Source organism: Shewanella glacialimarina, from assembly GCF_020511155.1.
GTDB classification, from domain to species: domain Bacteria; phylum Pseudomonadota; class Gammaproteobacteria; order Enterobacterales; family Shewanellaceae; genus Shewanella; species Shewanella glacialimarina.
The window spans coordinates 129722-145607 of the sequence record NZ_CP041216.1 but is presented as its reverse complement, the minus strand read 5'-3'; the positions used below and the strand labels follow the sequence as shown (position 1 = coordinate 145607).

Genomic DNA, 15886 nt, shown 5'->3' with positions numbered 1-15886 from the left:
TGCGCCCTTTTTTATTGCCTTTGGTGGAGAAAATGAATTTAGCAGCCATGGACCCAAATAACTATGCTACGCAACTTGAACAGAAGCGTATCAAGCTTGAACAAGCCTTTGCTGATTTTACCCCACCAGTATTAGAAGTCTTCGCTTCTGAGCCTGCTAATTATCGGATGCGCGCCGAATTTAGAATGTGGCACGAAGGCGAAGACTTATATTACTACATGTTTGACAAAGAGCTGAATGCTAAAGTGCGTTGTGATCAATATTTACCAGCGGGTACTTTGATCAATCAAATGATGGCAGCCTTAATTGAAGAGCTAAAACCAAGCCCTTCTTTGCGATATCGTTTATTTCAGGTCGACTTCCTGTCTACCTTAAGCGGTGAGATTTTAGTGTCTTTGTTATATCACCGTCAATTAGATGCTCAATGGCATGAAGATGCGAGCGCACTAAAGGCTAAACTCGCCAAACAATTTAATGTTAATTTAATTGGTCGAGCTAGGAAGCAAAAAATCGATTTAGATAAAGATTTTGTCACTGAAAAACTGAATGTGAACGGTAAGACGCTTTTGTATAAGCAGATTGAAAATAGCTTTACCCAGCCGAATGCTAACGTGTCAGTTAAAATGCTTGAGTGGGCAATAAACGCTACCCAAAATAGCCAGGGTGATTTACTTGAACTCTATTGCGGCAATGGCAATTTCACAATTGCATTGGCGCAAAATTTTTCGCGCGTACTGGCTACTGAGCTGGCTAAACCATCAGTTGATGCTGCGCAATATAATATTGAAATTAATAAAGTCGATAACGTGCAGATTATTCGCATGTCTGCAGAAGACTTTAGTGATGCGATGGCCAAAAAACGTAGCTTTAGACGCTTAGAAGGTATCGATTTAGACAGCTATGATTGCAATACCATATTTGTAGACCCACCAAGAGCCGGTATTGATGACGAAACATTAAAGTTGGTTCAAGGCTATGAGCGTATTTTATATATATCGTGTAACCCAAGTACGTTAAAAGATAACTTAACAGTACTAGGCATTACCCATAAAATTACCCGCTTTGCATTATTTGATCAGTTCCCATATACCGATCATATGGAATCTGGTGTGTTACTTGAGCGCAAGTAAGACAGCTTTATCAATATGAATAAAAAGGGCAGATTAACTATCTGCCCTTTTTATTAAAATATATAACTGAATCATCAGCTGCGGCTGTCCATTTTTTGTTGTAATGCTTCAGCACCTGTCGCCACCATTCGCAAATGCAACACCAATTGATCAGCCAGCGATTTTCGCTCACTTCGCTTTAAGTCTAATGCGCTGGCACCCGCATTGAACACCAAAGTCACCAAAGCCTCGGCTTGAGCTCGTGCAAGTGTTGGGTGTCTATTTGCGTGTGCTTCGGTGTAATGGGCTAGTTCAGAAATAAAGTGTTCAACCTCACGCTCAACTGCTGCGCGAAAAGCCGCTGATGTCCCTGAACGTTCATGTAATAGAATTCGGAACACATTGGGGTTTGATTCCATGACTTCCATAAAGGTGTCAACTGAAATACGAATAACACTTCCACCCGCTTCAGCACGTTGACGACCTTTACGCATCATTTGTCTAAGCGTTAACCCGCCCTCATCAACCATAGTCAGGCCAAGCTCATTCATATCTTTAAAATGACGATAAAAAGATGTCGGTGCGATACCGGCTTCTCGAGCAACTTCACGTAAGCTTAAACTAGAAAAACTGCGCTCAGCACTTAATTGATTAAACGCTGCATCCACTAATGCACGGCGGGTTTTCTCTTTTTGTTGTGCTCTTACACCCATTTAACAAATCGCTCAGTCAAGATTAATTAACAGATAATACCCCTTTTATCGTATAAACACAGCCCTATTGAGCTTGACCCAAAACTGATCACAGGATAAATTAGCTTACATATGTACGCTCAATTAGTTTAGACTCATATTTAAAAGTTAGCAGGAAATCGATTAGATGAAAAAACCTCCTATTATTTGGCTTAACACCTTGTTGTTCGCTATTACGTTTATTGGTGCTGTGGTATTAGTACCTTGGCGCGGTATAGCGCACGGTTTTGATGGTGTAGAATGGCTTGCCTTCATTGTTTTAGCCTATGCCAGTGGCTTGTCTATCACCGCTGGTTATCATCGCCTTTGGTCCCATAAGGCCTATAAAGCGCATCCGGCAGTGCGAGTATTATTTGCATTAGGTGGTGCATTAGCATTACAAAATAGTGCTATACACTGGTGTAGTGATCACCGTGTACATCATAAGCATGTCGATAATAACGACAAAGATCCCTATTCAGCTAAGCTGGGCTTTTGGTACAGCCATATAGGTTGGATGTTACGTGAATATCAAGCAAGTCGTTATAGTGATTACAATAACGTCCGCGATTTGCAAAATGATCCGATTCTTGTATGGCAACACAAACACTATTTAGCATTGGTTATTTTAATGAATATCGGTCTACCCGCTTTATTGGGCTGGTTAAATGGTGACATAGTGTCAATGGTATTAATGGCTGGCTTGCTACGATTAGTGGTAGTGCATCATTGTACTTTTTTCATTAACTCACTTGCCCATATTTGGGGTAAACAACCGTACACAAACAAAAACACCGCTCGCGACAATGCTTTTTTAGCCTTGCTGACATACGGTGAGGGTTACCACAACTTCCACCATATTTTTGAAAATGATTACCGTAATGGTATTAAATGGTGGGATTACGATCCAACTAAGTGGTTAATAAAAACGTTGGACTGGTTTGGACTAGCCTCCGACTTACGTAAAGTACCACAAGAGCGTATTGAAGCGGCTAAACTGAAAATGCAACTGCAACGTGTGCAGTATAAAGTAGCCCATTTACCTAATTGTGATGAAATAATTGATACCTTCCAAGCTGAATATGAACTTATGAAGCAGCATTTGATGGAATACTATCAAGCCAAAAAAGCGTTAATTGAAGCTAAGCGAAAACAATTAGTTGATACCCACTTAAAAGAACAGGTTCAAGAACTTCGCGAACGCTTTCTTGAGCAGCAGCGACAATGGAAAAACCTGACTGCTGCTTACGCGTAGTTTTAGTCTGAATTCTAGCGGCCAATTAACAGCCGCTTTACAGTGACATTAATGCCGCGCCCTTTAGGGAGCGGCATTTTTATTCGCCTGTTGACTGTGTCTAAAGATGCTATAGCAATTTCAAAAACCAATTCAAATGCGCTTTTTCTATTTAATGCTACCCAAGTACCAGATTATCTTTCACAATGAATCTATAACAGACCTTCACTTCCTTAGATTAAGTTATTCATTATGAAGTCCAATTATCAAGACATTCGCTTAACCGAATACAGCCACGGAGCCGGGTGCGGCTGTAAAATTTCACCTCAAGTACTCAGCACCATATTGTCATCACAATTGCCGCTATTCACTGACCCTAATATCCTGGTCGGTAATGACACGCGTGATGATGCTGCGGTATACAAACTCAATGATGATATTGGGATTATTAGTACTACTGACTTCTTTATGCCCATAGTCGACGACCCTTTTACCTTTGGTCGTATTGCAGCGACGAATGCAATAAGTGATATTTATGCCATGGGCGGAACCCCAATAATGGCGATAGCCATTTTAGGCTGGCCGGTAAATAAACTGCCTGCAGAAGTGGCTCAACAAGTCATAGATGGCGGACGTCAGGCCTGTAAAGATGCCGGTATTATGTTAGCGGGAGGGCACAGTATTGATGCACCAGAACCTATTTTTGGTTTAGCCGTGACAGGCCAGGTAAAATTGAATGATTTAAAGCAAAACAGCACTGCTAAGACGGGTGACAAATTGTATCTGACCAAACCTATTGGTATTGGTGTACTGACAACTGCTCAAAAACAAAAAAAGCTTAAACCCGAACATAATCATATTGCGATTGATGCTATGTGTCAGCTGAATAACGTTGGCCAAGATATCGCTAAAATAAAAGGCGTCAATGCCTTAACAGATGTTACTGGGTTTGGTTTAGCAGGTCATTTAATCGAACTCTGCCAAGGGGCTAATCTCACTGCGACACTTAACTTTGATGCCATTCCTAGATTAGCTGAAGTCGATAACTATATTGCCCAAGGTTGTATTCCTGGGGGAACAAGTCGTAACTATCAAAGTTATGCACCGCATTTACCATCATTGACCGATTACCAGCAGGCAATATTATGTGATCCTCAAACCAGTGGTGGTTTATTGATAGCAGTAAATGAATCGGCGCAGGCAGAGTTACACAAAATATTAGCTGAGCATCAAATTGCGCTCCATTGTATTGGGACATTGAGTAGCAATGTATTAAACACACCTGAACAACTAGTGGCTTTACTCAATGAGTAATACCATTGCCGCAAGCGAATACGGCCGTCTGTTATTAGATAAGCGGCCTCTGATCGACGTTCGCGCGCCAATTGAGTTCAATAAAGGTGCTTTTCCCGAGTCAGTTAATTTACCTTTGATGAATGATAGAGAGCGTCAACTAGTGGGTACCTGTTATAAACAGGAGGGGCAACAAGCCGCCATTACCCTAGGCCATCAATTGGTCAGCGGTGATATTAAGCAAAGCCGTATTGATGCCTGGTGCAAACAAGTACACCAACATAATCATAGTTATTTGTATTGTTTTCGAGGCGGCCTTCGCTCTCAACTTAGCCAACAATGGCTGCAACATGTAGGTATTGATATTCCCTATATTTATGGGGGATACAAGGCACTCCGTAGCTTTCTGATTAGTACTATTGAACAAGCTGAATCAAATCACCATTTTTTGATTTTAAGCGGCAGTACCGGTAGTGGTAAAACTGAGTTTATTCATCAGCGTAAAGAAACCATCGACCTAGAAGGCCTGGCTAATCATCGCGGATCAAGTTTTGGTAAACAAATAAGCTCACAACCTAGCCAAATTAATTTTGAAAATAATCTAGGGGTCGCGTTACTTAAATATCAACAGGTCAAGCCATCATCCAAATTGCTGTTAGAAGATGAGAGCTTCTTAATTGGCCGTACCGCTATTCCGCAGCCATTTTTTAAAGCCATGCAGCAAGCGCCAATTGTATTACTTGAAGAAGCATTTAATGCCCGAGTCGATAGGCTTCATGGTGAATATGTCAGTAATATGCACCAACAATATTGCACTCTATTCGGAGAGGTTGAGGGATTTAACGCTTTTTCTGTGTATTTAGTCGACTGTATTAGCAAAATCCGTAAACGCTTAGGCGGAAAACAACATGACGAGTTACAAGGACTTATTCAACAAGCATTAAAGCAGCAGCAAAGTCACCATAGCTTTGATGGTCATTACGCCTGGATAAGTCAGTTACTCAGCAAATACTATGACCCCATGTATCAATACCAACTTGATAAAAAACTCACTAAGGTGATTTTTAAAGGTAATGCCACTGAAGTACACCAATGGCTAGATGAGCAAATATAAGCCACCTATTTACCGGAGAATTTACTTATATCGCATCGTCACTGATGCCAACAGCGCTTTTAACTATTTGCATAGTGTCTCATTTAATTATGTCACTCCCTGAATAATGTCCACCATAAGGTTTCAGCGACATTATTCAGGAACATACACATATGCTGAGGCTAATATAGACTAAACGTGTTGAATTTAGCTTATTGAATGCATCTCTTAGCCCGAATTGAGATTAATTATTCACCATCAAGTACCATGACATTCCACGGCAGATTTTCGGTACCAACAACAATAAAATTAGGATTTTCTAGTGTGTCTCGCTCATTGTAAGTCATTGGGTGCAAGTGGATATCAACCAAGGCTCCACCCGCTTCTTCGACAATAATTTGTGCTGCACCTGTGTCCCACTCACCTGTTGGGCCCAAACGGATATAACAATCGGCCTGCCCCTCGGCAACTAAGCAACTCTTTAATGCCGCACCACCTAACACCACTAACTCGCAGTCTTTAGGGTGGTTAAATAATTTAAGTACCTTTTGGGGGTCTTGTCGGCGGCTAACCGCTATTCGCAAATGATTTTGCTCTGATAGCGCCAATTGAGTGCTGGTAATACGTACTTCACCTTCGGCGCTACGTTTATAGGCGCCTAACCCTGCAATAGCGTAATAACATACCTCGGTCATTGGCACATAAACAATTCCCATGATGGGACGATTATGTTCAACAAGGGCAATAATCACCGAGAAATCACCACTACCAGCAATAAATTCACCAGTACCATCAAGCGGATCGACTAACCAATACTTTGACCAGTTTTGTCTGACAGACAAAGGAATATCTGCATCTTCTTCACTGAGAATAGGAATGTCCGGTGTCAGCTTAGCAAGACGTGAACAAATGATTTCATGGGCGGCCAAGTCGGCAGACGTTACAGGGGTATTATCAGATTTTATCTCTCGTTTAAAATCACCTGACTGGTAGATTTTACGAATAGCATTCCCTGCTTCGATAGCAATTTCAATTGCTTGTTCGATGATGGCTTCAGGCTTCATTACAACTCCAGTTGCTGGAAATAAGCATGTATTACTGATTAAAACTAACTTTAGCTAATTTTAGCCAAAGTGCGAGGATAATACTTTACTGGGTAAGTAAATGGCACTTACCTCTGTATGACTCATATTGCGAGACTAAAAATTACCTAGCTAGAGATTACTTAGCTAAAAACTGTTTAGCTAAAAAAAGTGCACTTACACTTCTAGATTCAGAAAAGTCGGGGTTATCTAACAATGCTTGCCAATCATCTAGTGCCCAGGGCACCACAATAATTGGTTCAGGTTCATCACCTTCGAGTTCGCTGGCATACAATTGTTCTGCAACAAAAATATGCATCTTGCTAGAGAAGTATCCCGGTGCAAGTGATAGCGTTTTTAGATACGTTAATTTTTTACTGGCGAAACCTATTTCTTCTTGTAATTCACGATTAGCAGCCTCAATAGCCTCTTCACCAGGATCAATAAGCCCTTTAGGAAAACCTAATTCGTAATTATCCGTTCCGGCGGCATACTCTTTTGCCAGTAACAACTGACCTTGATAAATAGGCACAACCATTACAGCGCCACGGCTTCCGCCCTTCATTCGCTCATACTGGCGCTCAACACCATTTGAAAACTTAAGATGAACTTGCTCAATTTGAAATAGCCGACTTTTAGCGACAATTTCTGTGTGCAAGATTTCCGGCTTACTATGCCGCTCTGTCATTGCAACCTCATGTGACGAATGAAATAAGACAAGCGACAATATTACTACCCTAAGCGTAATCTACAACCGGAATTTACAGTCTTCTTAAAACAAGTTTCTATGCCTTAGTCATTAAAGATGATTCATAGCGCTATTATTGATATTTTTACTCAATAAAAAAGGAGCTAATTAGCTCCTTTTTCACTTCTACAACCCTTTAAAAATGATAACGTAAACTGAGCTGGCCAGTTAAAATATCATTTGGCTCAATATCAACATATTGGTACCCCAGCCCTAAAGACCAGGATTCGGTCATTTGGTAATGAAATTGCATTCCAATATACCAATCAGTACCACTAAGCTCGGTCATTATACGGTTATTATTCATCTGGCTGGCAATATCGGCATTCCATCTAAATAAACCGACCGGTATCTCAAATCGCCAATCCTGATGCTCAACTAAAGTAAAACGCAGTCCTAGGGTTATACCATCAGCCAGTATCGGCGTAACCGATTTCAATGCCTGTTGATATGCCTCAGGGCTTAAGGTGCTGCCTTTAAGTTGTGCAGTGCCGCTACCAAAGTCAGAATAACCTAACTCAACAGCAAGAAAATTGTTCCATTGATAACCCGCACTCAAACCCAATGCAGTATCGCTATCATCAACATCAGTGACTTCAGTATCGTTTGGATATTGCCAATTTTGTATCTTGCTATCAGCATACGCTTGTCCAACAAACCCATCTAGATACCAGCTGTTGGCTTCTGCTGCATTAGCTTGCGCTGTCACACCAGTCAATAACACGCTGCTGATTGCTACCGCCAGCCATTTACCTCGACGCACTAAACCACCAAAAGCAAGTAGCACCAATCCGTACAAGGATAAGCTACCACCACCGGATTGATTATCGATAACAACTTCTTGATAAGCTTTAATGGTCACTAACACCTGCCCTGAGGCTTCGCCGCCAGCACCATCACTTATCAAATAGCTCAGTGTATCCACCCCTTCAAACCCCTGTTTAGGTGTATAACGAAGCTGGTTAGATTCTATCGATACAGCCCCTTGTAATGCTGTACCACTGACTAACGTTAAGCTGTCACCATCGATATCACTGTCGTTACTTAATACATTTAACAGCAAGCTGGTTCTATCATCCGTATTAGCTGTGTCATCGATTGTGGTGGGTGCACTATTAGCCCTCACGGTTACCGTAAGTTGACTAGTTGATGTGCCACCTTGTCCATCTGAAATACTGTAGGACAGTACGTCTATGCCAATGAAGTCAACATCAGGAGTGTAACTGATTTGCTGGTTGGCTAAAATCACCGCATCACCAAAATCGCTGGTCACATTCTGCACGCTCAAGGTATCACCATCGATATCGGTATCATTTGCCAGCACATCTATATCAATACTTTGGTTCAATGATAAAGACGCACTGTCTGCATTTGCCACTGGTAAGTGATTATTGTTAAGCATCACAGCAACCCCGCCCGGGTCTGAAACCGCGCTATTGACAAGACCATCATCATCGTTAGGGCCGCCATCTTCTATGGTTAACTGCACACAATGGTAGCCTTCAATTAAGCCGGGCTGCCATTCTGCAGCGCCTGGTGGCGGACAATAACCGGCAGAGCCCTGACTAGAGTGGATTGAATTGTTGGCATTCTCCACAAAGCTCACCCATCTACCGCGCATAAACTTACGATACACACCGCTTGCCGGTATGGGTTGTATTTGCGGAATAACGATACTAACAGTCATGCCTGGTGTTGGGAGATCGTCGATTACAAAATCAAACAAGCCACCTGCTGGAATAAATGCTATTGGATCAGGGATTAAGTTATCGTCTGGTATCTGAAGACCTTGAGCACCATTACTTAGCGCCGCATTACCTAAGTGCAAACACACACCCGGCTCACTTTCTGCAAGGAAGGTCTGTTGCGAACTAACCTTTTCTTGCAGCACGTTACACTCATTAATCCCATCCAGGTAATCAGCAATACCATCACCATCGGTATCAGCAAAGCCTTCTTGATTATCTGGGATTAAATCACCATCGCTGTCACTTCCTGTTAGTACGGGTAAGCTGTCTTTCACCAATAAGGTTAATTGCACCTCAGTCGATAATTGCGGCGTACCATCATCGGTCACTACCAAGCTAATAGGATAAATACCCGCATCAAGCGTACTTGGGTCAAAGTAACTGCCATCGGCATCACTTTCTAACACCAACACACCTGTTGACCAGACCTCTGTAAGGCTATTTTGCAAATTCACATCTTGGCTTTTCGCCTGAATGTACACCTTTCCGTCTTGCTTACTCACTTGAGTCCGTGGCTCATTTGACTGGGTAACCTCGATACTCGCTGTCGGCGCAATGTTAGCTTCAGTAATCAATAAGCGAGTTTCACGCTGACTGCTGAGGTTCAGGCTTGGATCTAAGCTGATTAGCAGCTCTTCATCCGCTTCCGTTATCCCATCATCGAACACATTGACGCTAAAGCTTGCGCTTAAACCAGAGGTTATCTCAAACACACCATCGACTAAATCATGATCATTGCCATCACTACTGCCAGACACGGTATAAGGAATGCTGACAGGATACTGCGGCGATGGACCATTTAAGATAACACTGAAATGAGCTTCACTGCCTTCGGCAACCGCTTGATTGCGACTAATCGAAATCAACGGCTTAACCGTCACTTTTTGCGGTTTAATCGCACTGCGACCTTGGCTGTCAGTGGCTTTCCAGTAGGCTAAGTGCTCACCAGGAGCAAACAGTTGTTGGGTATTAACAAGCGACACAGCAAGCTTATTTCCCGCCTTATCAACCGCCGTTGCAACACCTAGCTTAAGCTTAGTAAACAAACCTGTTGCGTTAGCGGTAATGTCGGCAGGGACGGTAATAACAGGTAAATCAGCAGAATTTTCACCGGTCACAAGCAATTGTACTTTGGCATTACTGCGACCTTTATTGCCGTCGGAAATGCTATAACGCAATGTCACCGGGCCAACAAAATCGGTAGGCGCTAGGTATTTAAGCTGTGACGCTACAATTTGCACGCTACCGACATCGGCAGCAGCGCCATCAATAGTCAAGGTATCACCATCAACGTCACTGTCGTTGTCCAACACCGCTAAGGTATAGCTATTATCCGTCGACAGGCTTTGACTATAACTATCATCCACGGCTAATGGCTCATCATTTATAGCTGTAACATTGATGGTGATAATCGCGGCTTCAGAAGTTAATTCTGCATCTTTCGCGGTAAAGCTAATGCTGTCTGTACCATTAAAGTCTTTTTCTGGGGTATAAAGCCATGCCGTACCATGTTGCTCTAACGTACCTGACACAGGCATGTTAACTACATCATAGGTTAGTTGATCATTATCTAGATCTTCCGCTGTAAGAATAATCATTACTGAACTATCCTCACTCAATGTCACACTGGCACTGTTCACTATAGGCGCATCGTTGACATTAGTGACTGTAATACTAAAGCTTTGATCAGCTGTTAACCCTGCGACATCTGTAGCACGAAGCGTAACCTCATGCGTGTCAACATCTGCACTAGTAGGGGTGCCACTTAATACTCCCGTAGTAACATTAAAGCGTAGCCAACTTGGTAGCACGACCGCACTTAACGTTAGCGTGTCACCTGAATCTGCATCCGTAGCTAAGAATGTATAACTGTATACTGATCCCTCTGCAATGCTGGTGATAGGTGTTGAGCCAATAATTGGCGCATCGTTGACATTAGTGACTGTAATACTAAAGCTTTGATCAGCTGTTAACCCTGCAGTATCAGCTACGCGAAGTGTCACTGAATGTGTACCAACCTCTTCATTAGTCGCGGTACCATTTAGTACACCAGTAGTAACATTAAAGCTTAGCCAACTCGGTAATGTGAGCGCACTTAACGTGAGCGTATCACCAGGGTCGACATCCGTAGCTGAAAAGGTATAACTGTAGACAGAACCCTCTGCAATGCTAGTGATAGGAGTAGAAGTAATAGTTGGTGCCTTGTTAGTATTAATAACAGTTAAATTAAATGCCGTTAAACTTGCAGACAAAGTACCATCGGACACGCTGATCACAATGCCATTGGTAACCCCAACATCTTGAATTGATGGAGTACCTGACAATGTACCCGTACTCGTATTAAATGTTGCCCATAACGGCTTATTGACAATACTAAACGTTAAAGTATCTGTCGCGGTATCCACTGCATTTGGTGTAAATGAGTACTGTGTATCTTGATCAATAGTCAATATTGGCGTACCGGTAATGACAGGTGCGCCGTTTGGAATAACAGAGTTACTTGCAACAGAAGTATTACCCGCCCCAACACTGTTAATAGCCTGTACCGCAAAGGTATAAGCTATGCCGTTAGTGAGACCCGTGACGGTTAAAGGTGAAGCCGCTCCATTAGCAGTTAAACCACCGGGGCTAGACGTCACGATATAACCGGTAATGGCTGCACCACCTGTACTAGTAGGCGCAGTAAAACTCACGCTAGCTTGAGCATCACCGGCAGTGGCAGTACCTATTGTTGGCGCACCTGCAACCGCAGCATTAACAGAAAAACTCTGGCTCACCTGCGCTGCTGCTAAATAACTACCATTACCCGCTTCATTTGCATTAATGGTACACGTGCCTGCACTAATAAAACTTAAGTTACCACCACTGGTAACAGTACACACTCCCGTTGTAGATGAAGTAAAAGTTGGCGCTAAGCTTGACGTTGCCGTAGCACTTAACGTTAGTGTGGTGCCGAAGTTTTGCGCGCCTGGATTACTAAAAGTAATGGTTTGCGCCGCTTTAGGCGTAATAGCACCAGAGGCACTAGAGGCAGCACCAACACCCACAGAGTTAGTCGCCGTAACGGTAAAGGTATAGGCAACACCATTGGTTAAGCCCGTCACTGTAATTGGTGAACCTGCACCCGTACCCGTTAAGGCTCCGGGACTAGAGGTGACGGTATAAGCTGTAATTGCTGCACCACCAGTACTGGCAGGTGCACTAAAACTCACACTAGCTTGAGTATCCCCTGCTGTCGCGGTACCTATAATGGGTGCTCCTGCAACAACGGCAATAACATTGAAACTCTGGCTCACCTGCGCTGCCGCTATATAGCTGACGTCACCCGTCTGGTCAGCATTAATGGTACAAGTGCCTGTAGTAATAAAGCTCAAGGCGCCGCCACTGGTAACAGTACACACTCCCGTTGTGGATGAAGTAAAGGTTGGCGTTAAGCTTGACGTTGACGACGCACTTAACGTTGGCGTAGTACCGAAGTTTTGCGCGCCTGGGTTACTAAAAGTAATAGTCTGCGCCGCTTTAGGTGTAATGGCACTAGAGGCCCCAGAAGCGGAACCCGCACCGGCAGAGTTAGTCGCCACAACGGTAAAGGTATAAGCAACACCATTGGTTAGCCCAGTCACAGTAATGGGTGAATCTGCACCTGTGCCCGTTATGCCGCCAGGGCTTGAGGTCACTGTATATGAGGTTATAGCTGCGCCCCCCGTAAATACTGGTGCGGTGAAACTCACAGAGGCTTGGGTATCACCCGCCGTGGCACTCACCACTGTAGGTGCGCCTGGCACTAACGCATTTACGTTAAATGAGCGCGTAACAGTCGCGGCGGCCAGATAGCTGCTATTACCCACTTCGTCGGCATCAATACTACAAGTACCCGCTGTCACAAACGTCAATGCGCCGCCACTGGTAATGGTACAAACACCCGTTGTGGTGGAACTAAAGGTTGGCGTTAAACCAGATGTTGCCGTCGCGCTGAGTGTTGGCGTAGTGCCAAAATTTTGCGTGCCCGGATTGCCGAAAGTGATGGTTTGTGGCGCCTTAGGAGTTGCACTGTTTGAGGCTGCCGAGGTAGAGCCAGTGCCAATACCATTGGTAGCCGTTACCGTAAAAGTATAGGCCTGGCCATTCGTCAAACCCGTCACCACTAAGGGCGAACCTGCACCAGATGCGCTTGCACCACCCGGACTCGCCGTTACCGTATAACCGGTAATCGCTGAGCCACCATCAGAACCCGGCGCGCTGAAGGTAACCGACACTTGGGTATCGCCCGCTGTAGCCGTGCCTATTGTGGGTGCACCCGGCGCAGCAAACACATTACTAACGGTAATTCCATTGCCAACCAGATCAGCAATGGTCAGGGTTGCGTCTGCGCCTGGCGCCCAATCTTCCGCCGCTGCGAGATTGTAAGTAGTGGCATCAACAGAGCTGGTGCCATTTTTATTCAGGAGGGCATTAGCACCTGACTTATCCGTGGCGCTCAACGTGAAGGTAAAGCTGGTACCCGAGGTGACCTCAACATTGGCGGTATCCGTTAAGGTGTAGGTGGCACCCGCTTCTCCCCTAAGGGTAAATTTATTCGCGATAATATCATCGCTACCACCAGGGCCTGAGCTGGTGAAGCCAGCCCCGGTAACAGCCAATACACCCGTAGAGGCGCTATAAAGTGCGCTGCTAATGGTCGGCAGAGGGACATTAGTCACCGTAATGTTATTACCCGAAGAATCCTCAACAAAGAGGGTTGGATCCGCACCTGCAGCCCAATCATCTGCCGCCTCCAAGTAATAGGTGGATATATCTGTCGATAATCCCCCATTTTTATTGGCGATGAGATTGTAGGCGGCCTTATCTGTTGCACTAAAGGTTAACAAAAAGCTGGTATTGGAGGTTATTTCAACGTTGCTCGTATCGGTTAGGGTATAACTCATACCCGCTTCACCGTGGAGCGTAAATTTATTTGCCACTATGTCGTTAGTCGCGCCTGCAAAACTACTAAATCCAGTTCCTGACACCGTAAGCACACCGGTACTGGCGTTGTAAGCTGCCGTAGAAATTGTTGGCAAAGGTACACTTGAAACCGTAATAGCATTGGCGGTCAAGTCTGCTGTGGCAGGGGCATTGGCGATAAAACCTGCCGCACCGGCAAGGTTATAGCTAGTTCCGCTAGTAGAAGTGGCATTATTTTTATTGGTCAGAACATTAACACTGGCGCGATCAGTTGCACTCAGGGTTAAGGTGAAACTGGTCGCGGAGGAAATCTCTACATCGGCGGTATTGGTTAATGTGTAGGTAGCGAAGCCCTCACCCGTTAGGGTAAATGTGTTCGCAACAACATCATTGGTCGCGCCCGCCGTTGCCGTGAAATTAGTGCCGGTTACAACCAACGCACCCGTCGAGGCGTTGTAGGTTGCGCTGGTGATAGTAGGCGCGGGTAAAACCGCAGGCTCAAAGTTTAAGTCATCAAAAAAAATACTAAGATTTGCCCCTGCAAACGTTACGCTGGTAATATTTTGAAAGTCGGTATTACTTGATGTATCAACATTTTGCTGAGTAATATACAAACCATTACTAGCATAAGAAAGTGCACTACCGCCGTTCGGGGTTACGGTAATATTAGCGTCCGCAACAGCATCAAAGCTAAAGCCAGATAAGCGGAAAGCACTGCCATCGGCAGCTTCAATTCTGACGCTCGTTAAGCCATAGGCGCTATCATAATCAATAAACAAATAGCGATCTGCCCCATTGTCACCTAAAGCAGAAAATACAGTTGAACTTGCTATAACATTCCGATATGTACCTGAGCCTGTCAGCGTGTATTTGACACCATCCAAGGTGAATAAATTGCTCGTGGCAACATCAGCTAGCGCGTTATCATCATAATTTTCATCGGCAGGCGTCGCCGCATAAGCAGGTTGCATCATGGTCAAGAATAAAACACTTACACATAGTCTGAGCCAAGTAACACAATATTTTTTAGTACGAGTTCCAAGTGTGTTAATGGTATTGGCAAGCATATTTTTAAGCATAATATTCTCTTTTTATAATAGGTAGATGCACTTACTGGATAACAATTTTCACTTTACAACAACGCGCTCCAAGTAGGAACGCTTATCGAACATAAAAAAATAAGGTTAATTACGCGATGGAAACAGTCCTTCCAGGGCGATAATGAAATTAGTGCCTATATTTGGATTGCGCAAAGAGACTGGTGCCCCACTACCCAAGGATGCTGTATTACCGGTTGCATTGAAGGGTTTTAAGGTTACATCCGCAGCATCTGTAGCATAGAGGGTACCTGAGCGCCCACTAGCCGCGATGGGACCTAATACTGCAGCATTTGTCGGCGTAGCTGTAACGTTAACACCTGCTGCAGAAGCGGGGATTGCCACACTGACTGTCACCGCCAAGGGTCTATCGGGTAACTGTTCCACGCTTAAGTGGACCGATTCCTGACCTGCTAATACTCCTTGTTTAACCGGGGTTAATCCTGGCCCAGCCCCCATACAAACAGGGCTACGGCCACGAAAATCAGGTAAGGCAAAGGTCGTTATACCATCACCACCATAGGTGGTGCCTAGCAAAGCAAAAAGCGCTTGGTTTTGCACAATTGAAATTATCTGCCCATCACATAAGGCCCAGCCACGTGGCACGAAGTTGAAACCCACCATGCGGATTTCTCCAGTAAATGGTTCTGACATGTTTTCTCTCCTTAGATTATTTACGATTAAGTCTATTTAATCTTGCTTGTTTTAAACGTCAGGACTTGTGATATTTTAAGCACAAAACGCGTTACCTAAATTTATCGCTAATAAGCCCTTTGCGCTTTACTGCGTATCACCTAAAAACAATTA

General features: G+C 44.1%; 9 protein-coding genes. 4 read left to right on the top strand and 5 right to left on the bottom strand.

Annotation, left to right across the window (positions count from 1 at the left end; genetic code table 11):
- Positions 1-32 precede the first annotated feature (32 nt).
- The gene (trmA, locus tag FJ709_RS00615; protein ID WP_226412480.1) at positions 33-1130 is read left to right on the top strand and encodes a tRNA (uridine(54)-C5)-methyltransferase TrmA; all 1098 of its coding nucleotides are present in this window, start codon (positions 33-35) and stop codon (positions 1128-1130) included.
- Positions 1131-1204: 74 nt separating this feature from the next.
- Here the strand turns inward: trmA and fabR are convergent, their stop codons facing one another.
- Positions 1205-1822 (bottom strand): HTH-type transcriptional repressor FabR, encoded by a 618-nt coding sequence (fabR, locus tag FJ709_RS00610; RefSeq protein ID WP_226412478.1) that lies wholly within the window; start codon positions 1820-1822, stop codon positions 1205-1207.
- A gap of 166 nt (positions 1823-1988) precedes the next feature.
- On the opposite strand from fabR, the gene FJ709_RS00605 reads away from it, so the two are divergent.
- From FJ709_RS00605 to mnmH, 3 genes are all read left to right on the top strand, one after another.
- Positions 1989-3095 (top strand): acyl-CoA desaturase, encoded by a 1107-nt coding sequence (locus FJ709_RS00605; RefSeq protein ID WP_226412476.1) that lies wholly within the window; start codon positions 1989-1991, stop codon positions 3093-3095.
- Between the two features lie 231 nt (positions 3096-3326).
- Positions 3327-4388, top strand: a complete 1062-nt coding sequence (gene selD, locus FJ709_RS00600; RefSeq protein WP_226412474.1) for a selenide, water dikinase SelD — start codon at positions 3327-3329, stop codon at positions 4386-4388.
- Positions 4381-5481, top strand: coding sequence for a tRNA 2-selenouridine(34) synthase MnmH (gene mnmH / locus FJ709_RS00595; protein WP_226412472.1), 1101 nt, complete (start codon positions 4381-4383; stop codon positions 5479-5481). The genes selD and mnmH overlap by 8 nt, the downstream gene beginning before the upstream one ends.
- Positions 5482-5708: 227 nt before the next feature.
- Here mnmH and cysQ read toward each other — a convergent pair whose 3' ends face one another.
- The 4 genes from cysQ to FJ709_RS00575 all read right to left on the bottom strand — a co-directional run bounded on the left by cysQ (position 5709) and on the right by FJ709_RS00575 (position 15733).
- A complete protein-coding gene (gene cysQ, locus FJ709_RS00590) occupies positions 5709-6524 on the bottom strand; it encodes a 3'(2'),5'-bisphosphate nucleotidase CysQ (protein ID WP_226412470.1) in 816 nt (271 codons plus the stop codon).
- Between the two features lie 157 nt (positions 6525-6681).
- The gene (gene nudE, locus FJ709_RS00585; RefSeq protein WP_226412468.1) at positions 6682-7230 is read right to left on the bottom strand and encodes an ADP compounds hydrolase NudE; all 549 of its coding nucleotides are present in this window, start codon (positions 7228-7230) and stop codon (positions 6682-6684) included.
- Between the two features lie 196 nt (positions 7231-7426).
- Positions 7427-15061, bottom strand: coding sequence for an Ig-like domain-containing protein (locus tag FJ709_RS00580; RefSeq protein WP_226412466.1), 7635 nt, complete (start codon positions 15059-15061; stop codon positions 7427-7429).
- Positions 15062-15166: 105 nt separating this feature from the next.
- Entirely contained in the window at positions 15167-15733 is a 567-nt protein-coding gene (locus tag FJ709_RS00575) for a phage tail protein (RefSeq protein WP_226412464.1), read from the bottom strand.
- Positions 15734-15886 lie beyond the last annotated feature (153 nt).

Excerpts from the sequence above, each read along its gene's own strand:
- fabR (WP_226412478.1), bottom strand. The coding sequence starts at position 1,822 with ATGGGTGTAAGAGCACAACAAAAAGAGAAAACCCGCCGTGCATTAGTG.
- cysQ (WP_226412470.1), bottom strand. The coding sequence starts at position 6,524 with ATGAAGCCTGAAGCCATCATCGAACAAGCAATTGAAATTGCTATCGAA.
- nudE (WP_226412468.1), bottom strand. The coding sequence starts at position 7,230 with ATGACAGAGCGGCATAGTAAGCCGGAAATCTTGCACACAGAAATTGTC.
- FJ709_RS00575 (WP_226412464.1), bottom strand. The coding sequence starts at position 15,733 with ATGTCAGAACCATTTACTGGAGAAATCCGCATGGTGGGTTTCAACTTC.
- selD (WP_226412474.1), top strand. The coding sequence starts at position 3,327 with ATGAAGTCCAATTATCAAGACATTCGCTTAACCGAATACAGCCACGGA.
- FJ709_RS00580 (WP_226412466.1), bottom strand. The coding sequence starts at position 15,061 with ATGCTTAAAAATATGCTTGCCAATACCATTAACACACTTGGAACTCGT.
- trmA (WP_226412480.1), top strand. The coding sequence starts at position 33 with ATGAATTTAGCAGCCATGGACCCAAATAACTATGCTACGCAACTTGAA.
- mnmH (WP_226412472.1), top strand. The coding sequence starts at position 4,381 with ATGAGTAATACCATTGCCGCAAGCGAATACGGCCGTCTGTTATTAGAT.
- FJ709_RS00605 (WP_226412476.1), top strand. The coding sequence starts at position 1,989 with ATGAAAAAACCTCCTATTATTTGGCTTAACACCTTGTTGTTCGCTATT.